General features: G+C 58.1%; 18 protein-coding genes and 1 pseudogene. 13 read left to right on the forward strand and 6 right to left on the reverse strand.

Annotated elements, in window-relative coordinates; all coding sequences use genetic code 11:
• Nucleotides 1-11: 11 nt before the first annotated feature.
• Both B5M06_RS01485 and B5M06_RS01490 read right to left on the reverse strand, forming a co-directional pair.
• Nucleotides 12-1,109, reverse strand: coding sequence for a glycerol dehydrogenase (locus B5M06_RS01485; RefSeq protein ID WP_054065513.1), 1,098 nt, complete (start codon nt 1,107-1,109; stop codon nt 12-14).
• 132 nt (nt 1,110-1,241) lie between these two features.
• Nucleotides 1,242-2,108 (reverse strand): methylglyoxal synthase, encoded by an 867-nt coding sequence (locus B5M06_RS01490; RefSeq protein WP_054065522.1) that lies wholly within the window; start codon nt 2,106-2,108, stop codon nt 1,242-1,244.
• Between the two features lie 258 nt (nt 2,109-2,366).
• On the opposite strand from B5M06_RS01490, the gene B5M06_RS01495 reads away from it, so the two are divergent.
• The 3 genes from B5M06_RS01495 (at nt 2,367) to B5M06_RS17220 (ending at nt 4,896) form a co-directional block, all read left to right on the forward strand.
• Entirely contained in the window at nt 2,367-3,599 is a 1,233-nt protein-coding gene (locus B5M06_RS01495) for a multidrug effflux MFS transporter (RefSeq protein WP_054065523.1), read from the forward strand.
• Between the two features lie 52 nt (nt 3,600-3,651).
• Nucleotides 3,652-4,647, forward strand: coding sequence for a tRNA (adenosine(37)-N6)-dimethylallyltransferase MiaA (miaA, locus tag B5M06_RS01500; RefSeq protein WP_054065514.1), 996 nt, complete (start codon nt 3,652-3,654; stop codon nt 4,645-4,647).
• Nucleotides 4,648-4,734: 87 nt separating this feature from the next.
• Nucleotides 4,735-4,896 (forward strand): hypothetical protein, encoded by a 162-nt coding sequence (locus tag B5M06_RS17220; RefSeq protein WP_165442787.1) that lies wholly within the window; start codon nt 4,735-4,737, stop codon nt 4,894-4,896.
• Nucleotides 4,897-4,933: 37 nt separating this feature from the next.
• Here B5M06_RS17220 and clcA read toward each other — a convergent pair whose 3' ends face one another.
• Both clcA and putP read right to left on the reverse strand, forming a co-directional pair.
• The gene (gene clcA, locus B5M06_RS01505; protein ID WP_054065524.1) at nt 4,934-6,274 is read right to left on the reverse strand and encodes a H(+)/Cl(-) exchange transporter ClcA; all 1,341 of its coding nucleotides are present in this window, start codon (nt 6,272-6,274) and stop codon (nt 4,934-4,936) included.
• 274 nt (nt 6,275-6,548) lie between these two features.
• On the reverse strand, nt 6,549-8,039 hold the full coding sequence (gene putP, locus B5M06_RS01510) for a sodium/proline symporter PutP (protein WP_054065515.1): 1,491 nt from the start codon (nt 8,037-8,039) through the stop codon (nt 6,549-6,551).
• Between the two features lie 414 nt (nt 8,040-8,453).
• Here putP and B5M06_RS01515 point away from each other — a divergent pair, with 414 nt between their 5' ends.
• The 4 genes from B5M06_RS01515 (at nt 8,454) to B5M06_RS01530 (ending at nt 12,073) form a co-directional block, all read left to right on the forward strand.
• Nucleotides 8,454-8,714 carry a hypothetical protein gene (locus B5M06_RS01515; RefSeq protein ID WP_054065525.1) on the forward strand — a complete coding sequence of 87 codons (261 nt, stop codon included), beginning with the start codon at nt 8,454-8,456 and terminating at the stop codon, nt 8,712-8,714.
• 483 nt (nt 8,715-9,197) lie between these two features.
• Nucleotides 9,198-10,130: a hydroxyacid dehydrogenase gene (locus B5M06_RS01520; protein ID WP_054065516.1), complete on the forward strand. Its 933-nt coding sequence runs from the start codon at nt 9,198-9,200 to the stop codon at nt 10,128-10,130.
• Nucleotides 10,131-10,181: 51 nt separating this feature from the next.
• The gene (locus B5M06_RS01525; protein ID WP_080025134.1) at nt 10,182-11,123 is read left to right on the forward strand and encodes a Bug family tripartite tricarboxylate transporter substrate binding protein; all 942 of its coding nucleotides are present in this window, start codon (nt 10,182-10,184) and stop codon (nt 11,121-11,123) included.
• Nucleotides 11,120-12,073: a protein NO VEIN domain-containing protein gene (locus B5M06_RS01530; RefSeq protein ID WP_054065517.1), complete on the forward strand. Its 954-nt coding sequence runs from the start codon at nt 11,120-11,122 to the stop codon at nt 12,071-12,073. Before B5M06_RS01525 ends, B5M06_RS01530 begins: the two co-directional genes overlap by 4 nt.
• Before the next feature lie 123 nt (nt 12,074-12,196).
• Here B5M06_RS01530 and B5M06_RS01535 read toward each other — a convergent pair whose 3' ends face one another.
• Nucleotides 12,197-12,853: a DUF924 family protein gene (locus B5M06_RS01535; protein WP_054065518.1), complete on the reverse strand. Its 657-nt coding sequence runs from the start codon at nt 12,851-12,853 to the stop codon at nt 12,197-12,199.
• A 161-nt stretch (nt 12,854-13,014) separates the two neighbouring features.
• On the opposite strand from B5M06_RS01535, the gene B5M06_RS01540 reads away from it, so the two are divergent.
• The 6 genes and pseudogenes from B5M06_RS01540 to B5M06_RS01565 all read left to right on the forward strand — a co-directional run.
• A protein-coding gene (locus B5M06_RS01540) for an IS3 family transposase (RefSeq protein ID WP_114070859.1) occupies nt 13,015-14,198 on the forward strand; the annotation gives its coding sequence in 2 pieces (ribosomal slippage) (nt 13,015-13,291 and nt 13,291-14,198; 1,185 coding nt in all).
• A 149-nt stretch (nt 14,199-14,347) separates the two neighbouring features.
• Entirely contained in the window at nt 14,348-16,585 is a 2,238-nt protein-coding gene (locus tag B5M06_RS01545) for a type I restriction-modification system subunit M (protein ID WP_054064980.1), read from the forward strand.
• Complete coding sequence (locus tag B5M06_RS01550; RefSeq protein WP_054064979.1) at nt 16,582-17,967, forward strand: restriction endonuclease subunit S; 1,386 nt, start codon at nt 16,582-16,584, stop codon at nt 17,965-17,967. The genes B5M06_RS01545 and B5M06_RS01550 overlap by 4 nt, the downstream gene beginning before the upstream one ends.
• Nucleotides 17,964-19,508: a ParB N-terminal domain-containing protein gene (locus B5M06_RS01555; protein ID WP_054064978.1), complete on the forward strand. Its 1,545-nt coding sequence runs from the start codon at nt 17,964-17,966 to the stop codon at nt 19,506-19,508. Before B5M06_RS01550 ends, B5M06_RS01555 begins: the two co-directional genes overlap by 4 nt.
• A 26-nt stretch (nt 19,509-19,534) precedes the next feature.
• Complete coding sequence (locus B5M06_RS17225; protein ID WP_054064977.1) at nt 19,535-19,744, forward strand: hypothetical protein; 210 nt, start codon at nt 19,535-19,537, stop codon at nt 19,742-19,744.
• A pseudogene (locus B5M06_RS01565) lies at nt 19,731-20,665 on the forward strand (transposase); the annotation flags it as partial. The gene B5M06_RS17225 and the pseudogene B5M06_RS01565, both read left to right, overlap by 14 nt.
• A gap of 209 nt (nt 20,666-20,874) precedes the next feature.
• On the opposite strand, the gene B5M06_RS01570 reads toward B5M06_RS01565, so the two are convergent.
• Nucleotides 20,875-22,920 (reverse strand): TonB-dependent receptor, encoded by a 2,046-nt coding sequence (locus B5M06_RS01570; RefSeq protein ID WP_114070935.1) that lies wholly within the window; start codon nt 22,918-22,920, stop codon nt 20,875-20,877.
• Between the last annotated feature and the right edge of the window lie 39 nt (nt 22,921-22,959).

Genomic DNA, 22,959 nt, shown 5'->3' on the forward strand with positions numbered 1-22,959 from the left:
GTACGCAGCGCTTAATCGTGGTAACGCTCCGCCAAGGCATTGGCCGCCAGCATCGCGTCATACACCTCTTCCTCGGTGATCACGCGCCCCATATTGCCCATGGTGTCGTTCTTGTCGCAGGCCAGCTTGGCCACCTGCCGCCACTCAGCCTCCACCCATTCGGTCAGGCCAAAGTCGCGCAACGACAGGGGCAGGTCCGCAGCCTTGATGATGCGGATCACTTCTTCCACCTCTGCCAAAGGCGCGTTTTCCAGCACCAGTTGGGTCAGCAGGCCAAAGGCCACTTTCTCACCGTGCTGGGCGTTGTGCAGTGCAGGCACCACAGCCATGCCATTGTTCACAGCGTGAGCCGCTGCCACACCGGCTGCTTCCGCACCTACACCGCTCAGGTAGATCGTGGCTTCAATGGTTTCTTCGAGGGCTGGCGTCACCGCCTTGTTGCGCACAGCGTCCATGGCGGCATCAATGTTCTTGCGCAGGATTTCATAGCACATCTCACCCAGCCCCAGCCCCGTGCGCGAGGGACGCTTGAGAATCAGGTTGGTGCCATTGCAGCGCCATGCCGCACGGGCTTCAAAGTAGGTCGCCAGTGCATCGCCCACGCCCGCTGCGAAAAAGCGTGCGGGTGCCTGCGCAATGATCTGCGTGTCAGCCAGCACGGTATCGGGGTTGTGGGGCATGAACAGGTAGTGGTCAAACTCGCCGTTGGGCTTGTAGATCACAGACAGGGCCGTGCAGGGGGCATCAGTCGATGCAATCGTGGGCACCAGAATCTGGGGCAGCTTGCAGTTGTGGGCTACGGCCTTGGTCACGTCCAGGCCCTTGCCACCACCCACACCCAGCAGCACATTGCAACCCGCCGCTTTCACGGCAGCTTCCAGGCGTGCCACTTCATCGGTGGTGCACTCGCCGCCAAACACTTCTACATGGGCACGAATGCCCTGAGCCGCCAGCTGGGGCACGGTCTGCTCAACGATGCGCTGCTGGAAGAACTGGTCGGCAATGATGCAGACGAAATCACCATGCTCGGCGATGTATTCGCCCACCTGATTGAAAAGACCAGCGCCAATCAAAAACTTTTTGGGAGAAGAAACAGAACGTGGAGTCATGGAAATCTCTGATTACTCGTACTAGGGTTTTCCATAATGCCTCGTCTGCCCTCACCTCCTGACAGGCCTGAACAGGCTTCCTGATGCGGATCAAGCAAGCCATGGTTTTTGTGACAACTGTGGCCTGCGCGGTCAACCTGCGCGCAAGGTGGCTGCATCGCACCAGCGCTGCGCCACCTTGGGTGTGGTGATGCACACAGCCTCGTGCGTCACCGTGGTTACGGCGCGCTCCAGCAACTGGATGTCGGCCTCATGCTGGCGTGCCACATGCGGGTCTTCAAAGAAAATGGCGCGCTGGCAGCGGCGCTCCAGCACCAGATCGGCAATCTGTGCATCGCCACCCAGCGGGCCGCTGTTGTATCGATCCACCCAGGGTTTGTCTGCGGGCCAGCCTTTGCTCCAGGCCATTTCATTCAGGCGCTGGCCCGTGGTGCCTGTGCCCACACGGCGCTTGAAGCGTGAGAGCAACGCAAAGTTCTTTTCCGCGAATTCCAGCATGGCAGGCTTCATGGCATCGTGGGCAATCAGCGCCACGGTCTGGTTTTCGTAGTCGTGGAAGCGGTCGGCATTACGGTCGGGCTGCAGACCTGCATGCATGCGCTCCATCTCTATCCAGTCACGGGCGCTGGCCACCGTAGACAGAAAAGGCTTGCCGTGAATCACGCACTGGCGCTTGAGCGCCAGCGCTTCGGGAAAGATGGACGATGGATCCACCGGGTCCGTGAGGTAGATCGCACCGTCCAGCGTACGCCCTTCCCCCATGCCCACCACCTCGGCCACCAGCTTCATCAGGCCACCTTCACGGCCATAGGGATAGCGCACCAGACCAGGGTAACGGTGCAGCATGTCGGCTGCCGCAATGGCGTCATAGGTACGGCCCACGGCATGCAGGCCCAGGTGCAGTTCACGAATGCCGGACTCGCACGCGCGCAGCAGTGCAAACAGGGCGGCATCTTCGGTTTGGTGGTGGAGCCGGTTGGCAGCAATACCCAACAACATCATCACATTGTCCTTTTCAAGCAGGGGCAGCCGTGCTGCTGCCCGCGGCGCACAAGCATAGATGCAATCGATGCCCTCTGGCAGGCCAAGGTCAGATACTCAGAAAATTCCATAGCTGCATCGGCTCATTCCATGGGCGTTATCGGCATTTTTCACCTGAAACGTCTGACCCAAGCGACACCACACAGCAGACAACTCTGCTAGCCTGCGCATGCCGCAGCGCAACAGCGGCTTTTGTTTGTACTGGATTCCTGCTTCGTGTCTCATACCCCTGCCACTGCGGCGGCGGCACCAGCCGTCATGTCCCCCGTCTTCATCGTTGTACTGCTGGCCGTGCTGCTGGGCTTTCAGCCATTGACCACGGACCTGTACCTGCCCGCCCTGCCGCAAATCTCACAGCAGCTGCAGGCCACCGTGGCCCAGACCCAGACCACCTTCTACGCCATGGTGCTGGCATTTGGCTGCTCACAGCTGGTGTGGGGGCCGCTGTCTGACCGCTTTGGTCGCCGCCCCATTCTGCTCACCGGCATTGCGCTGTATGCCCTGTCTGGCTTTGGCTGCATGCTGGCTCCTGACATGAACATGCTGATCACCATGCGCAGTGCACAGGGCATGGCACTGGGCGCTGTGGTCATGGCCGGGCGCGCCATTGTGCGTGACCTGTACCAGCCCGTAGAAGGTGCACATGTCATGTCCAAGGCACTGACCGGGCTGGGGCTGATTGCCTGCACCAGCCCCATCCTTGGCAGCTGGCTGACCACCCAGTACGGCTGGCGTGCCACCATGGCCGCACTGGGCGTGGTGGGCATCATCGGCTGGCTCATGGTCTGGCTGCGTTTTCGTGAAAGCGTGCAGCAGCCCAACAAGCAGGCACTGCAGCCACGGCTGCTGCTGAGCAGCTGGTCACAGATTCTGCGCCACCGCACCTTTCTGGCCTACACAGCTACCACCACCAGCTCCTATGGCAGTCTGGTGATCTTTCTCACAGCATCCCCTTTTGTCTTTATACAGGTACTGGGCTGGACGCCCGGGCAAGTGGGCTGGCTGCTTTCGTGCAACGGCATGCTCTACATCGGTGGCACCATTTTGTGCCGCAAGCTGCTGCAACGCATTGGCCTGCGCCAGACCGTGGCCTTCGCAGGCTGCCTGGCGGTAGCCTGTGCCGCCATTTTGCTGGCACTGGCATTCAGCGATGTGCGCCATGGCCTGCCCTATGCAGCCACCTGCATGCTGTTTTCCGTCTCCCACGGCCTTCAGCAGCCCTGCGGGCAAAGTGGCGCCATCAGCCCCTTTCCACAGGCCGCAGGCATGGCTTCTGCACTCAATGGCTTCATCATGATGCTGTTTGCCTTTGCCTCCGGACAGGTGCTGGGCCGCAGCTTCAATGGCACTGTATACCCCTTGGTTTTCGGATTGAGCTTCTGGTGCCTGTGCGCAGCCTTGGCATCATGGACGCTGGTGCGCCGCCATGGCGAACCCGGCAGCCACTGATGCCTTCGATGCAGGCTGTCGCCCGGTTTGATTTGTTTGTTCCTGCTTGACCTTGACAGCCTCCACTTCCCCCCTGCCCTGCATCGCGATTGCAGGCCCGACTGCCTCCGGCAAAACCAATGGCGCACTGGCACTGGCTGCCGTACTGGCTCAGCGCGGCCAGGCCAGCGAAATCATCAGCGTGGACTCTGCCCTGGTCTATCGCGGCATGGACATTGGTACGGCCAAGCCCACCCCTGAAGAACAGGCAGCCGTTCCCCACCACCTGATTGACATCATCGACCCTCTTCAGTCCTACAGCGCAGCAGAGTTTGTGCAGGACACCCAGCGCCTGGTCGCCGAGATTCGTGCACGCGGCGCTATCCCGCTGCTGGTGGGTGGCACCATGCTGTACTTCAAGGCACTGCTGGATGGCATTGATGAAATGCCCGCAGCCGATCCTGAAGTGCGAGCCAAGTTGGATGCACAGGCGGCTGAAATAGGCTGGCCTGCCATGCATGCAGAACTGGCCAAGGTGGACCCTGAAACCGCAGCCCGCCTGGCACCTGGCGATAGCCAGCGCATTCAGCGTGCGCTGGAGGTCTGGCATGTCTCCGGCCAGCCACTGTCGAGCTTTCATCAGGCAAAAAAGAGAGCTGCTGAGGCAGGACCAGCCTTCGATTGCACGCTTTTTTCCTTGGAACCCAATGACCGTGCCTGGCTGCATGCACGCATTGCTCAGCGCTATGAGAGCATGCTGAACGCGGGCTTTATTGACGAAGTCAAAGCCCTGCGCGCACGTGGCGACCTCAACCCCGATCTGCCCAGCATGCGCTGCGTGGGCTACCGCCAGGTCTGGGAAGAGCTGGACTGGCAGGAACGCAAAGGCGCAACTGACATCAACCTGCATCTGGTGCGCGAGAAAGGCATTGCCGCCACGCGCCAGCTGGCCAAGCGCCAGATCACCTGGCTGCGCAGCATGCCCCAGCGCCACACCATTGCCTGCGATGACCCACTAGCCACCATGAAACTGGTGGAAGCAGCGCTGCGCTATCTGCCTCAGGGCTGAAGCACTGCAGCAGGACCAGAGTGCATGACAGCTGCTTACGACTGCTGCGCCAGATATGGTTTAGCCTGCAGGCCAAGGAGTTTTTCCATGCACACACGCTATCTGGCCATTCTGGCCCTCGCCATCTCCACAGCCCTGAGCGGCTGCGCATCTTCTGGCAGCTACCAGCCCGGTGAGACTTCTGCAGGCTCGTCCAGCGGCATCACCGTCTATGGCGAGATTGATGCCAGCGTAGGCCGCGTGCGCTGATACGGCCTCTCAGCTCTCTCTGCCGCCTCGCAGCGGCCTATTCCTTGCGCTCGTAGGGAATGCCGTTGCGCTCCAGGATTTTTTCCATCAGCACGGTGTACAGCGGCCTGCCGCCCAGCCACTGCGCCACGATGGTGGCTCCCAGGCAGGTGATGATCATGGGCAGCAGCAGTGTGTAGCTGGCCGTCATCTCCAGCACCAGCACTGTCCCCGTCAACGGAGCGCGCACCGTGGCGGCGAACAGCGCCCCCATGCCTGCGATCACGAACGAGCCCATCTGTAGCTGACTCTCCGGAAACATCATGTCGGCCACATAGCCAAAGATGCCACCAAAGCTGGCTCCCAGCGCCAGCAGGGGCGAGAAAATACCGCCCGCAGCACCAGAACTGAAGCTGATGGTGGATGTCAGAAACCGCAGCACGAACACCAGCATCAGCAGGCCCAGACCAATCTGCCCGGCAGATACCTGGTGCACCACATCAAAGCCGCCGCCCACGGCCTGCGGCAGATACAGACCAAACAGGCCGCAGCACCCGCCAATAAAAGCCCCCGTGAGCACAAAGCGCAGCATGCTGCCCTGATAGAAGTCCAGAAACTTCTGCTGCAGCCACAGCAGGAACTTGTTGAAGCCAATACCGATGACGCCAAACAGCAGCCCCAACACCAGATACAGCCACAGCGTGCTCTGTGCAGGCATGTCATAGCTGCCCAGCAGCAAAATGGGCGACTGCCCACTGACCATGCGGCATGCAATCGTCGCCATGACGGCCCCCACAAACACCGCCTTGACCGAAATCAGGTTGTAGTTGAACTCCGAACGCATCTCTTCGATCACGAAAAGGATGCCTGCCAGCGGCGCGTTAAAGGCCGTGGTCAAGCCCGCTGCGGAACCGGCTGCCAGCAGGGTGTGGCGGGTTTCCCTGTCTTTGACGCGCCCGACATCTGCCACCATCTGGCCGATATTGGCGCCCAGCTGCACAGTCGGGCCTTCACGGCCCAGCACCATGCCAGAGCCCAGGCTGCCCACGCCACCCAGAAACTTCACCGGAATCACACGCCACCAGCGCACAGGGCGCAGGTCCTGCATGGAGGCTTCAATCTCCGGAATGCCCGAGCCCCCCGTCTCTGGCGCAAAACGCTTGACGATGTAGTAGGAAGCACCCGCCAGCAGCGCAGACACGGTGAACGTGGCAGCAATCACGGCATAGGTGTTGGAAAACCACTGGTCCACCCAGACCGAACGCTGGCCGAATACCCAGCTGGTGGCCATCTCAAAAAAAATACCGACAAAGCCCACCAGCGTGCCGATGACCAGAGATAGCAGCACCGTTTTGATGGCAAGTTTTTCCGTGGCTTTGATCTGTATGGGGTGAGGCATGAGCTTCCTGGTGAGCGTGACAATGCAGACAGGCCATGCAGAGATCACCGCCTTGGCCGAACCGCTGCACTGGTACAGCACTTATAACGCAAGAAACATCCGCTCAGAAACTCACCCTTGGGGTCTGCACCTTTGCCGCCCCTGCTGCCGAACCAGCTGCTGCCAGCCAAGGCTTTTGCCGTCCAGGTAGCAAGGCATGTGAGTGCAAGCAGACATAAAAAAACCGCCGGGGTAGATCTCCCGGCGGTTTTTCTGGCAATGCTGCAGTTTTGGCTTACTGGCCGCTGCGAGCGATTTCCTGCTCCACTTCAGCATACACCTGCTGCACGCGCTCGGAAGGTGGCTTGCCCAGCCAGCTCACCACCACAATGGCGATGGACGAGAACACAAAGCCAGGCACGATTTCATACAGATTCAGCCAGCCATACTGCTTCCACACCAGCACCGTTATCGCACCCACCAGCATGCCAGCCAGCGCGCCGTTACGGGTCATGCGCTTCCACAGCAGCGAGAACAGCACGATGGGGCCAAAGGCCGCACCAAAGCCTGCCCACGCATAGCTCACCATGCCCAGCACCTTGGAGTTGGGGTCCTGCGCAATCAGGATGGCAATCACGGCAATCGCAAACACCATGGCACGGCCAAACCACACCAGTTCCTTGTCGCTGGCACGCTTGTGCAGGAACTGCTTGTAGATGTCCTGCGTCAGCGCGCTGGAGCACACCAGCAGCTGGCACGACAAGGTAGACATCACCGCTGCCAGCACGGCAGCCAGCAGCACGCCGGCAATCCAGGGGTTGAACAGCAGCTTGGCCACTTCCAGGAACACGGTCTCTGCATTGGCATTCACCGCACCAGCCACCTCGGGGCGCGAGCCAAAGTAGGCAATGCCAAAAAAGCCCACGGCTACCGCGCCACCCAGGCACAGAATCATCCAGGTCATGCCAATGCGGCGGGCGTTGGGAATGGTCTTGACCGACTCCGCCGCCATGAAACGCACCAGAATGTGAGGCTGGCCAAAGTAACCCAGACCCCAGGCCAGCAGCGAGATGATGGCAATCCAGCCATGGCCCTTGAGCATGTCAAACGCACCCTCACGTGCCGTAGCAATTACGTCCATGGAAGCACCCACGCCACCATCGGCGTAGATCACCATCAGCGGTGCCAGAATCAGCGCCGTAATCATCAGCGCCGCCTGAATGGTGTCTGTCCAGCTCACAGCCAGAAAGCCGCCGATGAACACATAGACCATGGTGGCAATCGCACCCACCCACAGCGCGGTCTGGTAGTCCATACCGAACATGGACTCAAACAGACGCGCCCCCGCCACCACACCCGAGGCGCAGTAAATCGTGAAGAACACCAGAATCACCACCGCCGTCACAATGCGCAGCAGGCTGCTGCGGTCTTCAAAGCGGTTGGTGAAGTAGTCGGGCAGCGTCAGCGCATTGCCCACCTTCTCGGTATAGACACGCAGGCGTGCCGCCACAAAACGCCAGTTCAGCCATGCACCCATGCACAGGCCAATGGCAATCCATGCCTCTGACAGTCCGGACAGAAACACCGCCCCCGGCAAGCCCATCAGCAGCCAGCCACTCATGTCCGAAGCACCGGCTGACAGCGCTGTCACCACACTGCCCAGGCTGCGACCGCCCAGGATGTAGTCCGAGAGATTGCTGGTCGCGCGGTAGCCCATCCAGCCAATCAGCAGCATGCCAATCAGGTAAATGGCAAACGTCACCAGCGTCGGTGTATTTGCAGTCATTGTTCTCTGTCCTCCAGTGTTGTCATGGCAAAAGGCCTTGCTCACACCCGCTCTCCAGCCACTGCCACAGCAGTGCCTGCCAACAATTTGCCACCATCACCACAGACAGAAGAAATCCCAGCAAGCGCGCTCACATGCCCCGCACACCCGGCCTGTGCAGCGCCACTCACCCGGTCAGCTGCGCTCCTAAAGTGAGCATGCACAAGCCTGTGCAAACCGGAGATTGGAACAGGTGTTACCAAGTCATTCCCGGCGCAGGCCGTATGCCGCCTTGCTCCCATGGGGAATTGGTGCATCCACACATACTGACACGGGGTGCCAGCAGGTCTGTAACTGCTGGTGGCAAGCACCCCTATGCACACCTCAGCGCGGCAATTTCTGTACAGTCTGGCCCCTTACAGCCCGGCACACACCATGAATCCAGATCAAAACGACCGTATCTCCGAACTCAAGAAAATCGAACTGTGCGATGCCTGCACAGGCATCCAGCGCAACTGGCGCAAAGCTCCCGGCCACGTGGAGCTGACCCAGGGCAGCAACTACAAGCGCGAGCGTGAAACCGGCACCGTCACCATCACCCGCTATGTGTGCGAGCGCTGCGGCACCAACTGGGAATACGAGAACGACAAGAACAACATGCACGCTGGCTGGTCGGTCACGGGCCGTCGTTCCTGATTCGTCATTTTGATAGCTGCCAGCGTTTGATGGACAAGCTCTGGCGCCCAAAAAGCGCCCCAAAACATGCAAGCCACCGCAGTCACTGCCGGTGGCTTTTTTCATGGCCATGCATTGCAGCCTTGCGAGTCATTGCAAGTACTTGCACACATTTTGAAAACCCATGACTCCGACGGAATATGGGGCTTCAGAGCAATAGCTTATAGATTATTCATCTAAACCATATTCATTATTAAAAATAAATCCAAGCCTTTGTTTTAAAACATTTTTATTTTCAAGCATCGCCCCAAGGATGTTTTGATAATTTCTATATAAATAAATCAAAAATCAGCGTCCATAGAATTCGCCGCAATCCCATAACCCGCCATGCCGGAGCAGCCAGATTCAGCGGCTGCATCGGTCTGGCCCTCTGACTGCTCAGGCTGACTGGCGCTTTGTTACGCGGCCCGCAGCGCAGCAGGGGACGAACGAATTCTTGCTGCCATGCGCATTCTGATTACTGAATTTATGGACCTGCCCGCCGTGGCGCGTCTGCAAGCCGCTCACGAAGTCAGCTACCAGCCTGATCTGGTCGACAAGCCTGCCGAACTGCTGGCTGCCGCACAGACCTGCGACGCCATCATCGTGCGCAACCGCACCCAGGTGCGTGGTGAGCTGCTGGCTGCGCTGGGCCAGTGCCGCGTCGTGGGGCGCCTCGGCGTGGGGCTGGACAACATCGATGTCGCAGGCTGCGAAGCACGCGGCATCACCGTCATTCCCGCCACCGGCGCGAATGCACTGAGCGTGGCGGAATACGTGATTGCCACCGCCATGCTGCTGCTGCGCGGTGCCTATGGCTCCAGCCAGCTGGTGGCGCAGGGCCAGTGGCCCCGCAGCGCCCTGTCGCAGGGCCGTGAACTGTCGGGCAGCACACTGGGGCTGGTGGGCTTTGGCTCCATCGGCCAGCTCACCGCACGTCTGGCCCGCGCACTGGGCGTCACCGTCGTCGCCTATGACCCTGCCCTGCCAGCGGACAGCAGCGTCTATGCCGAGCACCAGGTCACGCCGCTGTCGCTGGACGCCCTGCTGCAGCAGGCCGATGTCGTCAGCCTGCACATGCCGCTGCTGGACAGCACCCGCAACCTGTTTGATGCCCAGCGCCTGGCCACCATGAAGCCCGGTGCCGTGCTCATCAACACCGCACGCGGCGGCATTGTGGATGAAGTGGCACTGGCCAGCGCCCTGCGCAGCGGCCAACTCAGCGGCGCTGCGGTGGACGTGTTTGCGCAGGAACCCCTGCCCGCGGCTCCGCACTTTGTGGACTGCCCCAACCTCATCCTCACCCCACACATTGCCGGCCTGACCGTGGAATCCAACGAACGCGTCAGCAGCCTCGTGGCTGACAAGGTGCTGCAGGCCCTGGCCAAGCTGGCCTGAGTGCCGTAACCATCGCACGCCGCCCTCCCAGAACATCCGAAGCGTCTTCCCATGTCCCAGTTTGCTTCCTCCGCTTCCCCTCTGACTCGCCGTTCCCTGCTGGCCGCTGCCGCCCTTGCACTGGCCGCACCTGCCGCCAGCTGGGCGCAAAGCGATGCTGCCTATCCCAAGGCAGGCAGCGTGCTGCGCTACATCGTGCCCTTTACGCCCGGTGGGCTGACCGATGTCATGGCCCGACTGGTCGGCCAGCATCTGGGCGAGCGCATGAACCTCAACGTGCTTATCGACAACAAGCCCGGCGCAGGAGCCATGCTGGGGGCTGAAGCTGCCGTGCGTTCAGCTGCCGATGGCTACAACATCCTGGCCGTGAACATGACGCACTCCGTCAACGCCACGCTGTTTCAGGGCCGCGTCAAGTTTGATCTGAGCAAAGACCTCAAGCCCGTGGCCTTCCTCGCGGGCTCCCCCGTGCTGGTGGTCGTGCCTGCCAACAGCCCTATTCACAGCCTGGAGGATCTGGTCAAAGGCGCCAAGCAAAAGCCGCTGAACGCTGGCTCCAGCGGACTGGGTACGCCCTCACACCTGTCACTGGCGCTGTTCAACCAGCTCAATGGCACCAGCATCCAGCACATTCCCTACAAGGGTGGCTCACCCTCGCTGTCGGACCTGATGGCCGGTCAGCTGGATGTGATCTTCAGCAACTTCCCTGAGTCCATCCCCTTTGTCAAGGCTGGCAAACTGCGCGCCATCGCCATTGCGACCGACCAGCGCAACGCCCAGGTGCCAGAAGTGCCCACCACTGCTGAAGCAGGCATGCCCAAGCTCAATGTGGAACAGTGGACCGCGGTAATGGTGCCTGCCGCCTCACATCCGGCAGCTTTTTTTCTTGCGTTTGCTCATCAATTTAGAGCATCAATCCTTTACATGCTTTGGCGAGGATTAGCATTCCCCTCACTCAACCGCTACCTACAAGTTGAGAAGGAAATGCAATGAGAGATGTGGAAATGCTGCTGCAACAGGCAGCGGACAAATGCGTTCAGGCACACCGCGTACTGCTAGAACGAGGTGCCTCCGTCATTCATGAAACCGGACACGGCAGTAGCGCCGATGCCAAAGGCCGCAAACTCCCTGCTTTGACCTACGGCTTTGAAGGCACCCCTGCCGTCGTACGCATGGCACTGACAAGCAGCGACAAGGCCAATCAAGGCATGGTGACCCTCTATGTCCGTGCCAGCTCACAGTCCGGCCAAGCACTGTGCGACCGTCTGCCTGAAGGTGTGCTGTTGAAGGAAACATACGCACCAGGCACTGCCAAGCCTGCAGCCAGCGTACTGGCCTGCACCTATATGGGCCCCAAGCATGGCCATCAGGCGCTGATGCTGCACGTCGCACCTTTCGCACTGCATGCTTTGCTGGACATCTATCTGGACGAGATGTCAGCGCCTGCCCGCCATGCAAAGCCTGCAACACCTGTGACCACCAGTCCCCTGACTGCCGCCACAGCTCGCGTTATGGACGCAGACATGTTCCAAGCCCTGCTGGAACGTCGCAGTGAAATAGGTCAGCAAGGCGAGCAAGTCGCCCTGCAATTTGAAATGGCACGTCTGCGCCGCATGGGCTGCCCCGATCCTGAGCGCCATGTGCAATTGGTGGCACAGAGCGATGTGGGCCGGGGCTACGACATTCACACCACCTATGGGGAAGAGCGCTGCATTGAAGTCAAAAGTTCCCCCTCCCCCGCAGCCACGCTGTATCTCAGTGAGAACGAACGACAAGTGCTCACCACCTTGGGCGACAAGGCATGGCTGTACCGCGTAGCGCTGCATGCCGATGGATGCACAGGAGACGTACTCGCCGTACAAAACCCCATGTCCTGTCTGGAAGCGCATCTGGAACCAGTGGCATACCGCATAGACGCACGCTTGCTCACGCCCTCAAGCTGAGAGGAGCAGCAAGATGTATAGCTGCCAAGGCTTACTGCACAAGCCTTAGCAGCAAAAAATGCTCATAAACCAAAGGCTGCCAACCGGCAGCCTTTGGCATGTTCATACGCCAGTTTCTTGCGGCTAAAACCCGGCCCCCGGCTTGCTCAGATAGTCCCGCTCTGAAGCCGTGCTCTCCCGCCCCAGCATGGCATTGCGGTGCGGAAAGCGCCCAAACTGTGCAATCACCTCGCGGTGGCGAATGGCGTAATCCAGTGTCGTGGCAAAGAACTCGCGCAGCTCGGGCGGTGCTTCCTGGTGCAACTGCTCAAAGGCCACCACGCTGTGCTCCTGCATCAGCAGGTCTTCCGAATGCTCCAGCGGCAGGTACATAAAAATGCGCGCCACGGTGGGAATGCTTTCGTCCGTGTCCCAGCCCAGATCAATCGCCTTGCGCGCCAGCGCCAGGGCGCGCTCATCGCCTGCAAAGCTCTTGGCCGTACCACGGTAGGCATTGCGGGTGAACTGGTCCAGCACAATCAGCACGGCCAGCATGCCCAGCGGCTGCTCCAGGGCCTCACCGTCAAGCTTGCCCATCAGCGCCTCCTGCAGCAGGCCACCAAACAGCTTGCGGATTTCCTCATCTGTGGTTTCCGACTTGGTAAACCACAGCTGCTGGCGCGTCAGGGCTGAGGCGTTGTCTGGAAACTCCGCGCCCAGCCAGTACTCCAGCACCTGCGACAGACGGGGGTCCAGCGCATGCGCAATCGGAATGGACAGATTCTTGGACGTTTCGGACATGGCTCAGCACCTTTCTGCTCATCAATAAGAGCGGCAAACAACACCGCACACTGCAGTGCATACTGCATCCAGCCCCCGCGCTTGGCAAGTCAGTACACTGAAGTTGCCCCTAGAAATGGGAGTTCTTAGCTTTGTCCAAAATGTAGACAAGGAGCTAAGAAATGGTGGCAAAGCAAGTACGTGCGGCATACACGCAGGAATTTAGGTTGGAGGCTGTGCGCTTGGTGCAAAGCGGGCAGTCTCAGATGCAGGTGTGCCAGACGCTGGGCATCCCCAAGGCCAGCTTGGGCAGTTGGGTGCGACAAGTAAAAGCAGGTACTCTGAAGCTTGGGGTTGCCGATGGTGCAAGCAAGGTCACGCCGGAGCAAATGGAGATAAGCCGTCTGCGAGCCGAAGTTACACGCCTGCGAATGGAGCGTGACATCGCAAAAAAAGCGGCGGCGTACTTCGCGCAGGACGTGCTGCGAGGTATGCCTGGATCGACCAAATGAAGAACGTCTATCCAATCGCTGTTTCTTGCCATGTTCTGCAAGTGAGCAGCAGTGGTTACTTCCGATTCAGACGCAACGGTGGTGAGGTATCACGCTTGTGTAGCGATGAACTGGCCCTAGCCCACATACGTGCCATTCATGCACAGGTTAAAGGCGAATACGGCTGGCCTCGCATGCACAAAGAGCTGCAAGCCAAAGGGCTGCGCATTGGCAAAGAGCGGGTTCGTAAGCTGATGGCAAGTCATGGCATACGAGCTAAAACCAAGCGCAAGTTCATCGTGACCACAGACAGCAAGCACAGTCTGCCTGTAGCTCCAGACTTGGTGCAACGGCGTTTTACGCCACAGGCCCCTAACCAGCTTCTGTGTGGAGATATCACTTACATCCAGACCGATGAAGGCTGGTTGTACTTGGCTGCAGTGATTGACATGTTCAGCCGTCAGGTGGTGGGCTGGAGCCTGCAGCCCCACATGCAAAGCAGCTTGGTTAAAGATGCCATGGCAATGGCTTGGTGGCGAAGGCGGCCCGAGCCAGGGGCCATCTTCCACAGCGATAGGGGAGCCCAATATTGCAGCCAGAACTTCCAAGCTGCGTTAGCAGGCTGGGGCCTACGCTCGTCCATGAGCCGCAAAGGCAATTGCTGGGACAACTCGCCCATCGAAAGCTTCTGGGGTCGATTGAAGACCGCTTGCGTGCATGGGCAGCGCTTCGCTACTCGGGAGCAAGCAAGGCAGGCCATCATGAACTGGATGGCCTTCTACAATTGCCGCAGATTGCATTCGAGCTTGGGCTATCTCAGCCCTATGCAATACGAGAAACGCTGGTACGAGGCACAGCGCAAAAAGGCCGCGTAAGCAGGGAGCTAAGAACTCCACAAAGCAGGGGCAACATCAGGGATTCTCCGCGCCGCCAGAGCTGAAGCCAGACCAATCCAAGATTGATTGACCTCGATTGTTGGGCAAGCGATGAGTCAATCCAGAACTCGAAGAGAAATGAGGACACAGTGAGTAACAAAGAATTGATTGCCAAGGCCGTTGAAAAAGGTCTATTGGCTTTCGACGACGAACAGAAGAACGTTACCTACGTTCATCAGAACAAACGGCTGCGTTGGAGTGATCCGGAGGAAAAGGTCAGGGCGCAGTCCTTCGCCTCGCTCGTGCTGGAGTACGGATACGCAGCACGTCAAATCGACATCGAAGTGGCTGTAGAGCATCGCGTACCCAACATATATGCTGACCTCGTTGTCTATGCTGATCAGACGCTGAAGAAGCCTGTGATCCTTGTCGAGTGCAAGCGAGAAGAGGCCAGTCAAGGCGAGCTGGATCAAGCGGTGGAGCAAGGCTTTGGCTATGCAAACTCCATTGATGCCGACTTCGTCTGGATGACATCCGGCATTCGCAATGACTACTTCCTACGTGACCGCAAGGCACCTAAAGAGAGAGTTGCCAATCGCTTAGCCGATTTACCTCGCGCAGGGGGACATCTCTCCCGAGCCAAGTACGTCAAGGGCGGGCAAGGTGGGTTCGAGCTGAAAACGGTTGAAGAGAATGAACTGACGCGCATCTTCAAGCAGGCGCACGATGCGCTGTGGGCTGGAGGAAAGCGGAACCCGGCAGAGGCTTTCGACGAACTGGATAAACTGATCTTCTGCAAGATCTGGGATGAGCGGGCCAAGCGGAAAAACGGTGAACCGTACGACTTCCAGGTTTTCAGCGATGACAAAGGGGATGACCTCAAGGTACGCATCCATAACTTGTACCTAGAAGGACGTAAGAAGGATGCTGAGGTTTTCAAGGAAGACATTCGGCTGTCGAATGCCGAGCTGCAAACTGTGGTGGGCTACCTGGCTGCCACAAACCTGAACAAGACCGATCTTGACAGCAAGGGCCGAGCCTTTGAAACCTTCATGACGGGCTTCTTTCGAGGCGAGTTCGGCCAGTACTTCACCCCGCGCAAGATCGTTCAGTTCATTGTCGATGCCCTACCCATCACCAATGAAAGCATGGTGCTGGACACCAGTTGCGGTAGCGGTGGCTTCCTGCTGCATGCGCTCGACAAGGTGCGCAAACAAGCCGATCAAAAGGCCAGAGAGGGCTATTTCGACCCTACCACGCCCGAAGGCTACAAAGAACACTTCGACTTCTGGCACGACTTTGCTGAACATAATCTGTTCGGCATTGAAATCTCCGAAGGCATTGCCCGCACGGCAAAGATGAACATGATCATTCACGACGATGGTCATACCAATGTGATTGCCTTCGATGGCCTGGAGGCCATCGACACCATGCGCGAAAGGACCAAGAACAAAGGCTTCAAGGCAGATGCCTTCGACTTCATCATCACCAACCCCCCCTTCGGCTCCAAGGTTAAATTTGCTGAAAAGCGCTATCTGGAAAACTACTCGCTGGGCAAGAAGGGTGTGGACTGGATCGACGCCAAGCTCAACAACATCAACCTGCTGCGTGAAACCGTGCGTGAGCAGCAAACCACTGAAGTGTTGTTCATCGAGCAATGCCACCGCTTCCTCAAACCTGGTGGCTATCTGGCCATGGTGATCCCAGACAGCATCCTTACCAATAGCAGCATGCAATACGTGCGCGATTGGATAGAGGAACACTGGCGCATCGTCGCCGTGGTGTCATTGCCGCAGTTTGCTTTTGCCGCCAACGGCGCGGGCGTAAAAAGCTCAGTGCTCTTCCTCAAAAAGTACAACGCGCAAACCACTGCGGCCATCCAAGCCATCAAGACCCAAGTGCAAGACGACTTGTTTGGCAAGAAATCGCAGGGCCAGGCGCTAGAGAGCTTGATTCTGGAAAAGAAGATCAAACTCAAGATGGGCGATCAAACCATTCAGGACATCGAAAACGGCCTTGTCGCCAGACTAGAGGCACTGGAAGCCCAAGGAACGCTCACTGCTGCCATCAAGAAGGATCTGAAAGCCGAAGCCAAAGCGGCCATCAAGGCGCACATGGAGACTGAGGCCTACGCCGCCTGGCAGCAAGCCACCACCGACGATTACAACGAACGCATCGCCAACCTGCGCGAAGCGCTGGAAGACGACTTCCTCGCCAAGGTAAAAGAGCAGGTCGAGGACTACCCCATCTTTATGGCGATTGCTGAAGATATCGGTTACGACGCTACAGGCCGCCCCACGGCGCTAAACGAGCTGGACACTGTGACGCAGGAGCTGGCGCGATTTCTTGAACAGCTCGAAACGGGAGACACACGCCCTTTTGTTTGACCCCCGGGCTTGATGAAGACAAGGTCTTCATCGTTCACCGGGGGAACATGCAGACTAGGCACGACCCCTATTACTACCTTCCCAAGTTTGTGCGGCTGGAGGCTCGTGTTACGGCTCGGAGTACCGCAAGGCTACGCGACTATGTGATGGTCATGTCGGGCGGCTCTACTCCCAAAAAAGAGGGAGAGGAAAAGTACTACTCCGATCAGGAATCAGGTATTCCATTTGTTCGGGTGCAGAACCTCAACGTGGACGGCCACCTGTCACTGGACGAGGTGAAGTACGTCAACCGAGAAACGCACGAAGGGTTGCTGAACCGAAGCAAGGTTCTTCAGGATGACCTGTTAGTGAAAATCACCGGCGTCGGGCGCATGGCCGTCGCCTCAGTTCCGCCCATTGGATTCGAAGGCAATATCAATCAGCACATTGCCCGCATTCGAACCGAAAGCCGCGCCACAAGTGAGGCATTGGCTGCCTGGCTCAACACCGACATCGCGGAAACCTTGGCCAAACGTCGTTCAACGGGCGGCACACGCCCCGCGCTGGACTATCCCGCGTTGCGCTCGATTCCAGTCATTCTCGACAAGCAGGTGCACAACGAGCTTAGTGGCGCGTATGAACAGTACAAACAGGCAGAAGCCAAAGCCAGCGAACTTCTTGGGGGCATCGACGAATATCTTCTGTCAGAACTCGGCATCACCCTGCCGCCCGAGCCTGAAAACACCATTGACAATCGCATCTTCACGGCGCAGCGCAAGGAGTTAGTGGGGTGGCGGTTTGATCCCCAGGCTTTGCACCCTGAAAGAGAAGCTTGTGTGGATGCGCTACGACGATTGAATTCGCTATCTTTAAAATCGGTTTGCCTCTTCGTTCGAGATTTGCGAACAGAGATACCGGAAGGCGCAACTTACATTGGCTTGGAGAATATTGAATCCAATACTGGGCGCTACATACCTTCAAGTGAGAAAGAGACCGTTAGTAGTGCTTTTGCATTCCGAAAAGGGCAAGTGTTGTTTCCGAAATTGCGTCCTTATCTGAATAAGGTATTTTGCGCCCCATTTGACGGACTGTGTTCGACCGAATTCCATGTTCTTGAAGGGCGCTCAGTTAGCAGCGAATTTCTCGCACTGTATTTGCGGTCACAGGTGGTAGTAAAGCAAACCAAACATTTGATGTCTGGAAACACACTTCCCCGCCTCCAAACGGAAGATATCGAAGACCTGCTGATTCCTGTTGCTGATCCCGTTATTCAGGAAAAAATTGTGAGCGAAGCGAACCGTCGCATGACCGAAGCTGAAAATCTTAGAACCAAGGCAGCGTCTGAACTTAGCGCTGCTAAGCGCCGCATCGAAGCGATGCTGCTTGGGGAGGTAACCGTATGAGCCTGACCCTCCACGGTGTCATGACCGAAACTTTGGGTGGCTTTCGGGTGTTGCGCGGCTTCGCCAAACTTAGCGATTTGGCTGCATGTTCTTTTGCCGACGATTACCAGCGCGATCTCAAGCCCAAGCACCAGCAAGATATTCAGGCCTACTACCAGCGTGGCGAGTATCTGTTTTTCCCCGAGGTGGTGCTGGCGCTGGAGCTGCAGGTGGATTACGAGAAGAAAGACGCGCCGAGCGCTGATCCAATGCAGCTTTTAATGCAGGGCCAGCCCTTCAAATCCAATGTCAACGGCATCAGCCTACGCCCAACAAAAACCAAGACAGCGGCTGAACTGACGCGGGTGAATCTGACTGTGCCTGCCGAATCGGGCAAATCGCTCAAGCGCATTGATGGCAATCACCGCATCAGTGCATTTGAAGCGCTGGCAGACAAAGCCCTGCTGGATGCCAAACCAGTGTCGTTCTGCATCCTGCTGCTGCCCCAAACCAGCGCCAAACAAAGCGAGAAGGCGCTGTTCTACAACATCAACAGCAAGGCGTTGCCGCTGACATCGGAAGAGGTCTACAAAGGCATCATCGATGATGAGGTTGGCTTTCCCGACGATGTGCTCGCCCGTGATTTCGGCGCAGAGTTCGTGCTATGTCGAGCGCTGCGCAAGCGTTTGGATTTTGACTATCTTCCCCATCTGTGCCGGGTCTTTGGACAGTTGCCCGAAGCAGGGGATTTATCTGATGCCCGTTGCTCACTGTTGATTGAAGCGCTGCGCGATTGGCAGGCTGAGCGTCAACGTTTAAATCTTGATCCCAGCCTCCCTGCTGAATCGGTGCTGTTGCGAGCCATCCAGCGGATCAACACAAGCTATGCACCAAGGTACGAGGGCGACACCCGTTTGCAGCGTTGTGCTGCATCAGGTTTATTCTCCGCCTTTCTATACTTTGCTCTGAGCGATGTCATGCAGGCGGGAGGGCTTCAACGCTTTGGGCAGTTTGAAAACTGGGTGTTGCGCAACCATCAGTACGAATTGCAGCGTATCAACGCCCCGGACTTGATTCGGATTTTTGAAAAGGTGGCTCAGGCACGGAGTCGCCAGATTTTCGTATCGATGCAGTTCTCGGCCAACACACAGGCCAACTTCACTGCCATCCAGGCAGCCGTGAACGATCTGAACAGTGAACACAAGCTCGATATTCAGCTACGACCAATTCGCATCGATCAGTTTGATACAGGCTACTCATACGAGATAAACGACGAAATCCTTCGGCTGATCGAGGGGTCCGGTTACTTAATCGCCGACCTGACCTGCGGTAACAAGAACGTCTATCACGAGATCGGCTACTTGATGGGCTTGAACCAGGGTAAAGGTCTTAAGCATGAAAACTTCTTGCTATTGCACAACGGCGGAATTGGTGATGCAAAGGCCGATGTGGGTTTTAACCTGACGGCCATTAAGCAACTGCGTGTCAATGACACCAACTCGCTGCGCGAGCATGTCAAGCGGCAGATCTCGGTTTTTTATGGGCTCGTAACCCCTGAGTAAGTCATCAACGATTCTTGAGAAAAACCATGGCTGAAGTTACCCGTCGCCGTACCGGCGAACTGCTGCGCGAGTTGTTTCATATTCTTATGGCTGACCCTGAGGGTGTGCAGGCCAGTGCGGCGCTGCAGGCCTTGGCCAGCAAGGTCCAGCTAAGGAACCTCTGCATAAGTCCCCAACGCATGTGCTTGCACATGCGTGCCGGGTGCGGCAGCATCCCGGCCTATGCAGCAATTTGATCTTGGCCTGAACCTTTCCACCAAAAAAAACACGTAAACGCGAATTCCTGGAGCAGATGCAGCAAGTCGTTCCATGGCAAGAGTTGGTGGACTTGATTGCGCCATATGCACCTGAAGGTCGCAAAGGGCGGCCTCCATTTCCTGTGGAGATGCTGCTGCGCATTCACTTTATGCAGCAGTGGTTCAACCTCAGTGATCCAGCTATGGAAGAAGCGCTGCATGACATGCCCTTGTTTCGGGAATTCGTTGGCCTGTCATGGGGCAGTGCCACGCCTGATGAGAGCACTATCCTGCGGTTTCGTCATCTATTGGAAACACACAAGCTGGCCGAGCAAATCCTGAAGACCGTCACGGACTTGCTGGCGCGTAAAAAGCTGCTGCTTCACCAAATCTCGTGATCCTGAGATGCACCAGACCAAGAAGGGCAGCCAGTGGTACTTCGGCATGAAGGCCCATATTGGCGTGGGTGCGGACTCTGGCTTGATGCATACCGTGCGGGGCACATCAGCCAACGTCAATGATGTCGTTGAAGCCAACAGCCTGCTGCATGGAAAAGAGGTTGATGGCTATGGAGATGCTGGCTACCAAGGCGCGGACCAACGTCCCGACATGCCAACGCCAGAACCTGAGCGCAAATTCCAATGGCATATCGCCATGAAGCGCAGCCAGCACAAGGCGCTAGATCATCAGCACCCGATATCAGCCCTGCAAGAGCAGCTTGAGCAGGTGAAGTCCAGGATCCGGGCCAAGGTCGAACACCCATTCAGAGTCATCAAGCGTCAGTTTGGCCACGTCAAAGTTCGCTACCGAGGCTTGAGAAAGAACACGCAGCAATTGCATACCCTGTTTGCCTTGGCGAACTTGTGGATGGCCCGTGGCCGTTTGCTGAAAAACAGCCAATCCAAGCCTGGTGTGGGTGCATAAAAAGCAAGATGCCCGCGAAACGCGGGCATCTTGGGTGCCAGGGGCAAGGGAACATCACACTCGTTCAAGCACTATCACGCTTGAAATCGAGTTATGCAGAGGTTCCTTAGCCTCCATATCCGATGTGTTCATCAAGGGTGTTGTCGATCGTGATCTAGGGCATGAGTGCAGTCCAAATGAAGCAAAGGCTTGCACTCATGCCTGCATCAGTACATATAGGTTGCCGTCAGCCCCACGGTCCGGCCTGGTGCCACCTGAGCGAAATTGCCGGTTGCCCCGTAGGAGAAGCCATAGGTCCGGTAGGCCTTGTCGGTCAGATTCTGGGCGTAGAGCATCAATTCCAGATTGCTGGTCGGACTCCAGGCCAGCCCGGCATCCACCACGGTATAGGCGTTCTGGCGCAGGGTATTGGCGCTGTCGAAGTAATGTGCTCCGGTACGGCGCACTGAGAGCTGTGGTCGCAATACCGTGTCACCCACGCGTACATTGCCCTTGGCGGCCAAGGTCAGGCCATAACGAGGTGCCATTGGCACGTCGTTGTGCTTGCAGCCGGTGCAGGCGCTGGAATCCTCGAAGCGGCGGAACGTGGCGTCATTCACAAAGCCGCCGGCACTGAGCGTCCACTGTCGGGTGATATCCCACTCGGTATTGAACTCCACGCCAACTGAGCGGGTGTCACCGACGTTGCGCAAGGTCTGGTTGCCCACGTCACCATCGCCATAAAGCTGCACGTCCTTGCTGTCCACGCGGTAGACGGCCATGCTGGCGCGCAGCGTATCGGCGGAATAGCGCACACCGGCCTCGTAGCTGATTGAGCGCTCGCGGCCATAGCCCTTGGCATCATCCACACTGGAAGGGGCCAGGTTGTAGCCCAGCGGCTTGTAACCCTGCGCCACGTTGATGTAGCCACGCCACTGCGGTGCAAACTGATAGCCAGCGGCAACGTGCCCCAGCCAGGTGTTCTGGCTCGACGACGCCTGGCCCTGGAAGCCATTGCCCATCTGCTCGCCGTCGAAACGGGTTCGGGCTTCATCCCGAGTGAAACGCAGGCCGGTCGTGATATCCGCCTTGGAGGTGAGGTGCCAGGTCACATCCCCATAAGCCGCCAGGGACTCGGTGCGGTTGGTCGATGCAGAATCCACGACCCGATACAGGCTGGGCACCACCATGTCGAACTGATAACCCCGCGACATATCCACTTCCTGGCGGTACAGGCCGAACACGGCATCCCAGGCGCGAGGAGAGGCACCACCCGTCTCATTCGCCCGTGTCGACAGGCGTACTTCCTGGGTGTTTTGCTTCCAGTGCTCGGAGAACTGCGGGAAATAAATGTCGATCGGCCAGTGGCGCGAGGTATGCACACGCTGGCTGCTGGCGATCACATTCACACGCCATTGGTCGAAGTCGTACTGTCCGTTGGCGGCGAAACTGTTGGCGCAGCGCTTCTGGCGGTAATCCCGGTAGGCCTCTGGCAGATGGGGCGACACATAGGCTCTACGTGATTTGTAGTCGTCGAACAGGGTATAGACCTCCTGATCACCCGTCGCACAATCGCGCCCGCCACTCAGGCCCAACTCCCATGGGCTGCCGGTCGGTGCCAGGCGCAGTTTCACGTTGCCAGCCCGCGAACGCACGCCACCCAGCTTGTCACTGCCGATCACGTCACTGCGAATATCCCCATTGACATCATTGCCCAGTAGCGACACCGAGCCGTACAGCAGATCCTCGACCAGTGGCCCGGAACCCTCTGTCTGCACCTGATAGCCATCGCGACTCGACACTCCGGCGCGGGCGGCGAACTGCGGTGTGTTGTCCGGCTTGTGAGAAACAATATTGAGCACGCCGCCCTGGGCGCTTTTGCCATACAACGTGCCCTGTGGCCCCTTGAGCAGTTCCACCTGCTCAACCCCCAGCAACGACTGGGCGGCAAAGGTCGGCAGTTGCGGCACGCCATCCACATAAACCGTCAAGGCCGGGTTGTAGAAGTCCTGGGCAGATGTCACCCCGCGCAGCGTGATGATGGGGAATAGGAATGTCGCGCTGTGCGACATGTACAACTCGGGAAAGACCCGGTCCAGCTCCAGAGTCGAACTCACCTGGGCATCGTCCAGGGCCAGGCGGTCGGCCACACTGGCGGCACCGTTGAGCTGATCCAGGGTTTCGCCGCGTTTGCTGGCCGACACCACCACAGGAGCAAGCGACTGAACATCCCCGGCGTCTGTCGCCACGTCTTGCGCTTGTGCAGTAGCCATTCCTGCCAGGGAATGGAGCGAAATCAGCGCCAGGCTGAG

The organism is Comamonas kerstersii (assembly GCF_002056725.1).
Lineage (GTDB): Bacteria > Pseudomonadota > Gammaproteobacteria > Burkholderiales > Burkholderiaceae_C > Comamonas > Comamonas kerstersii.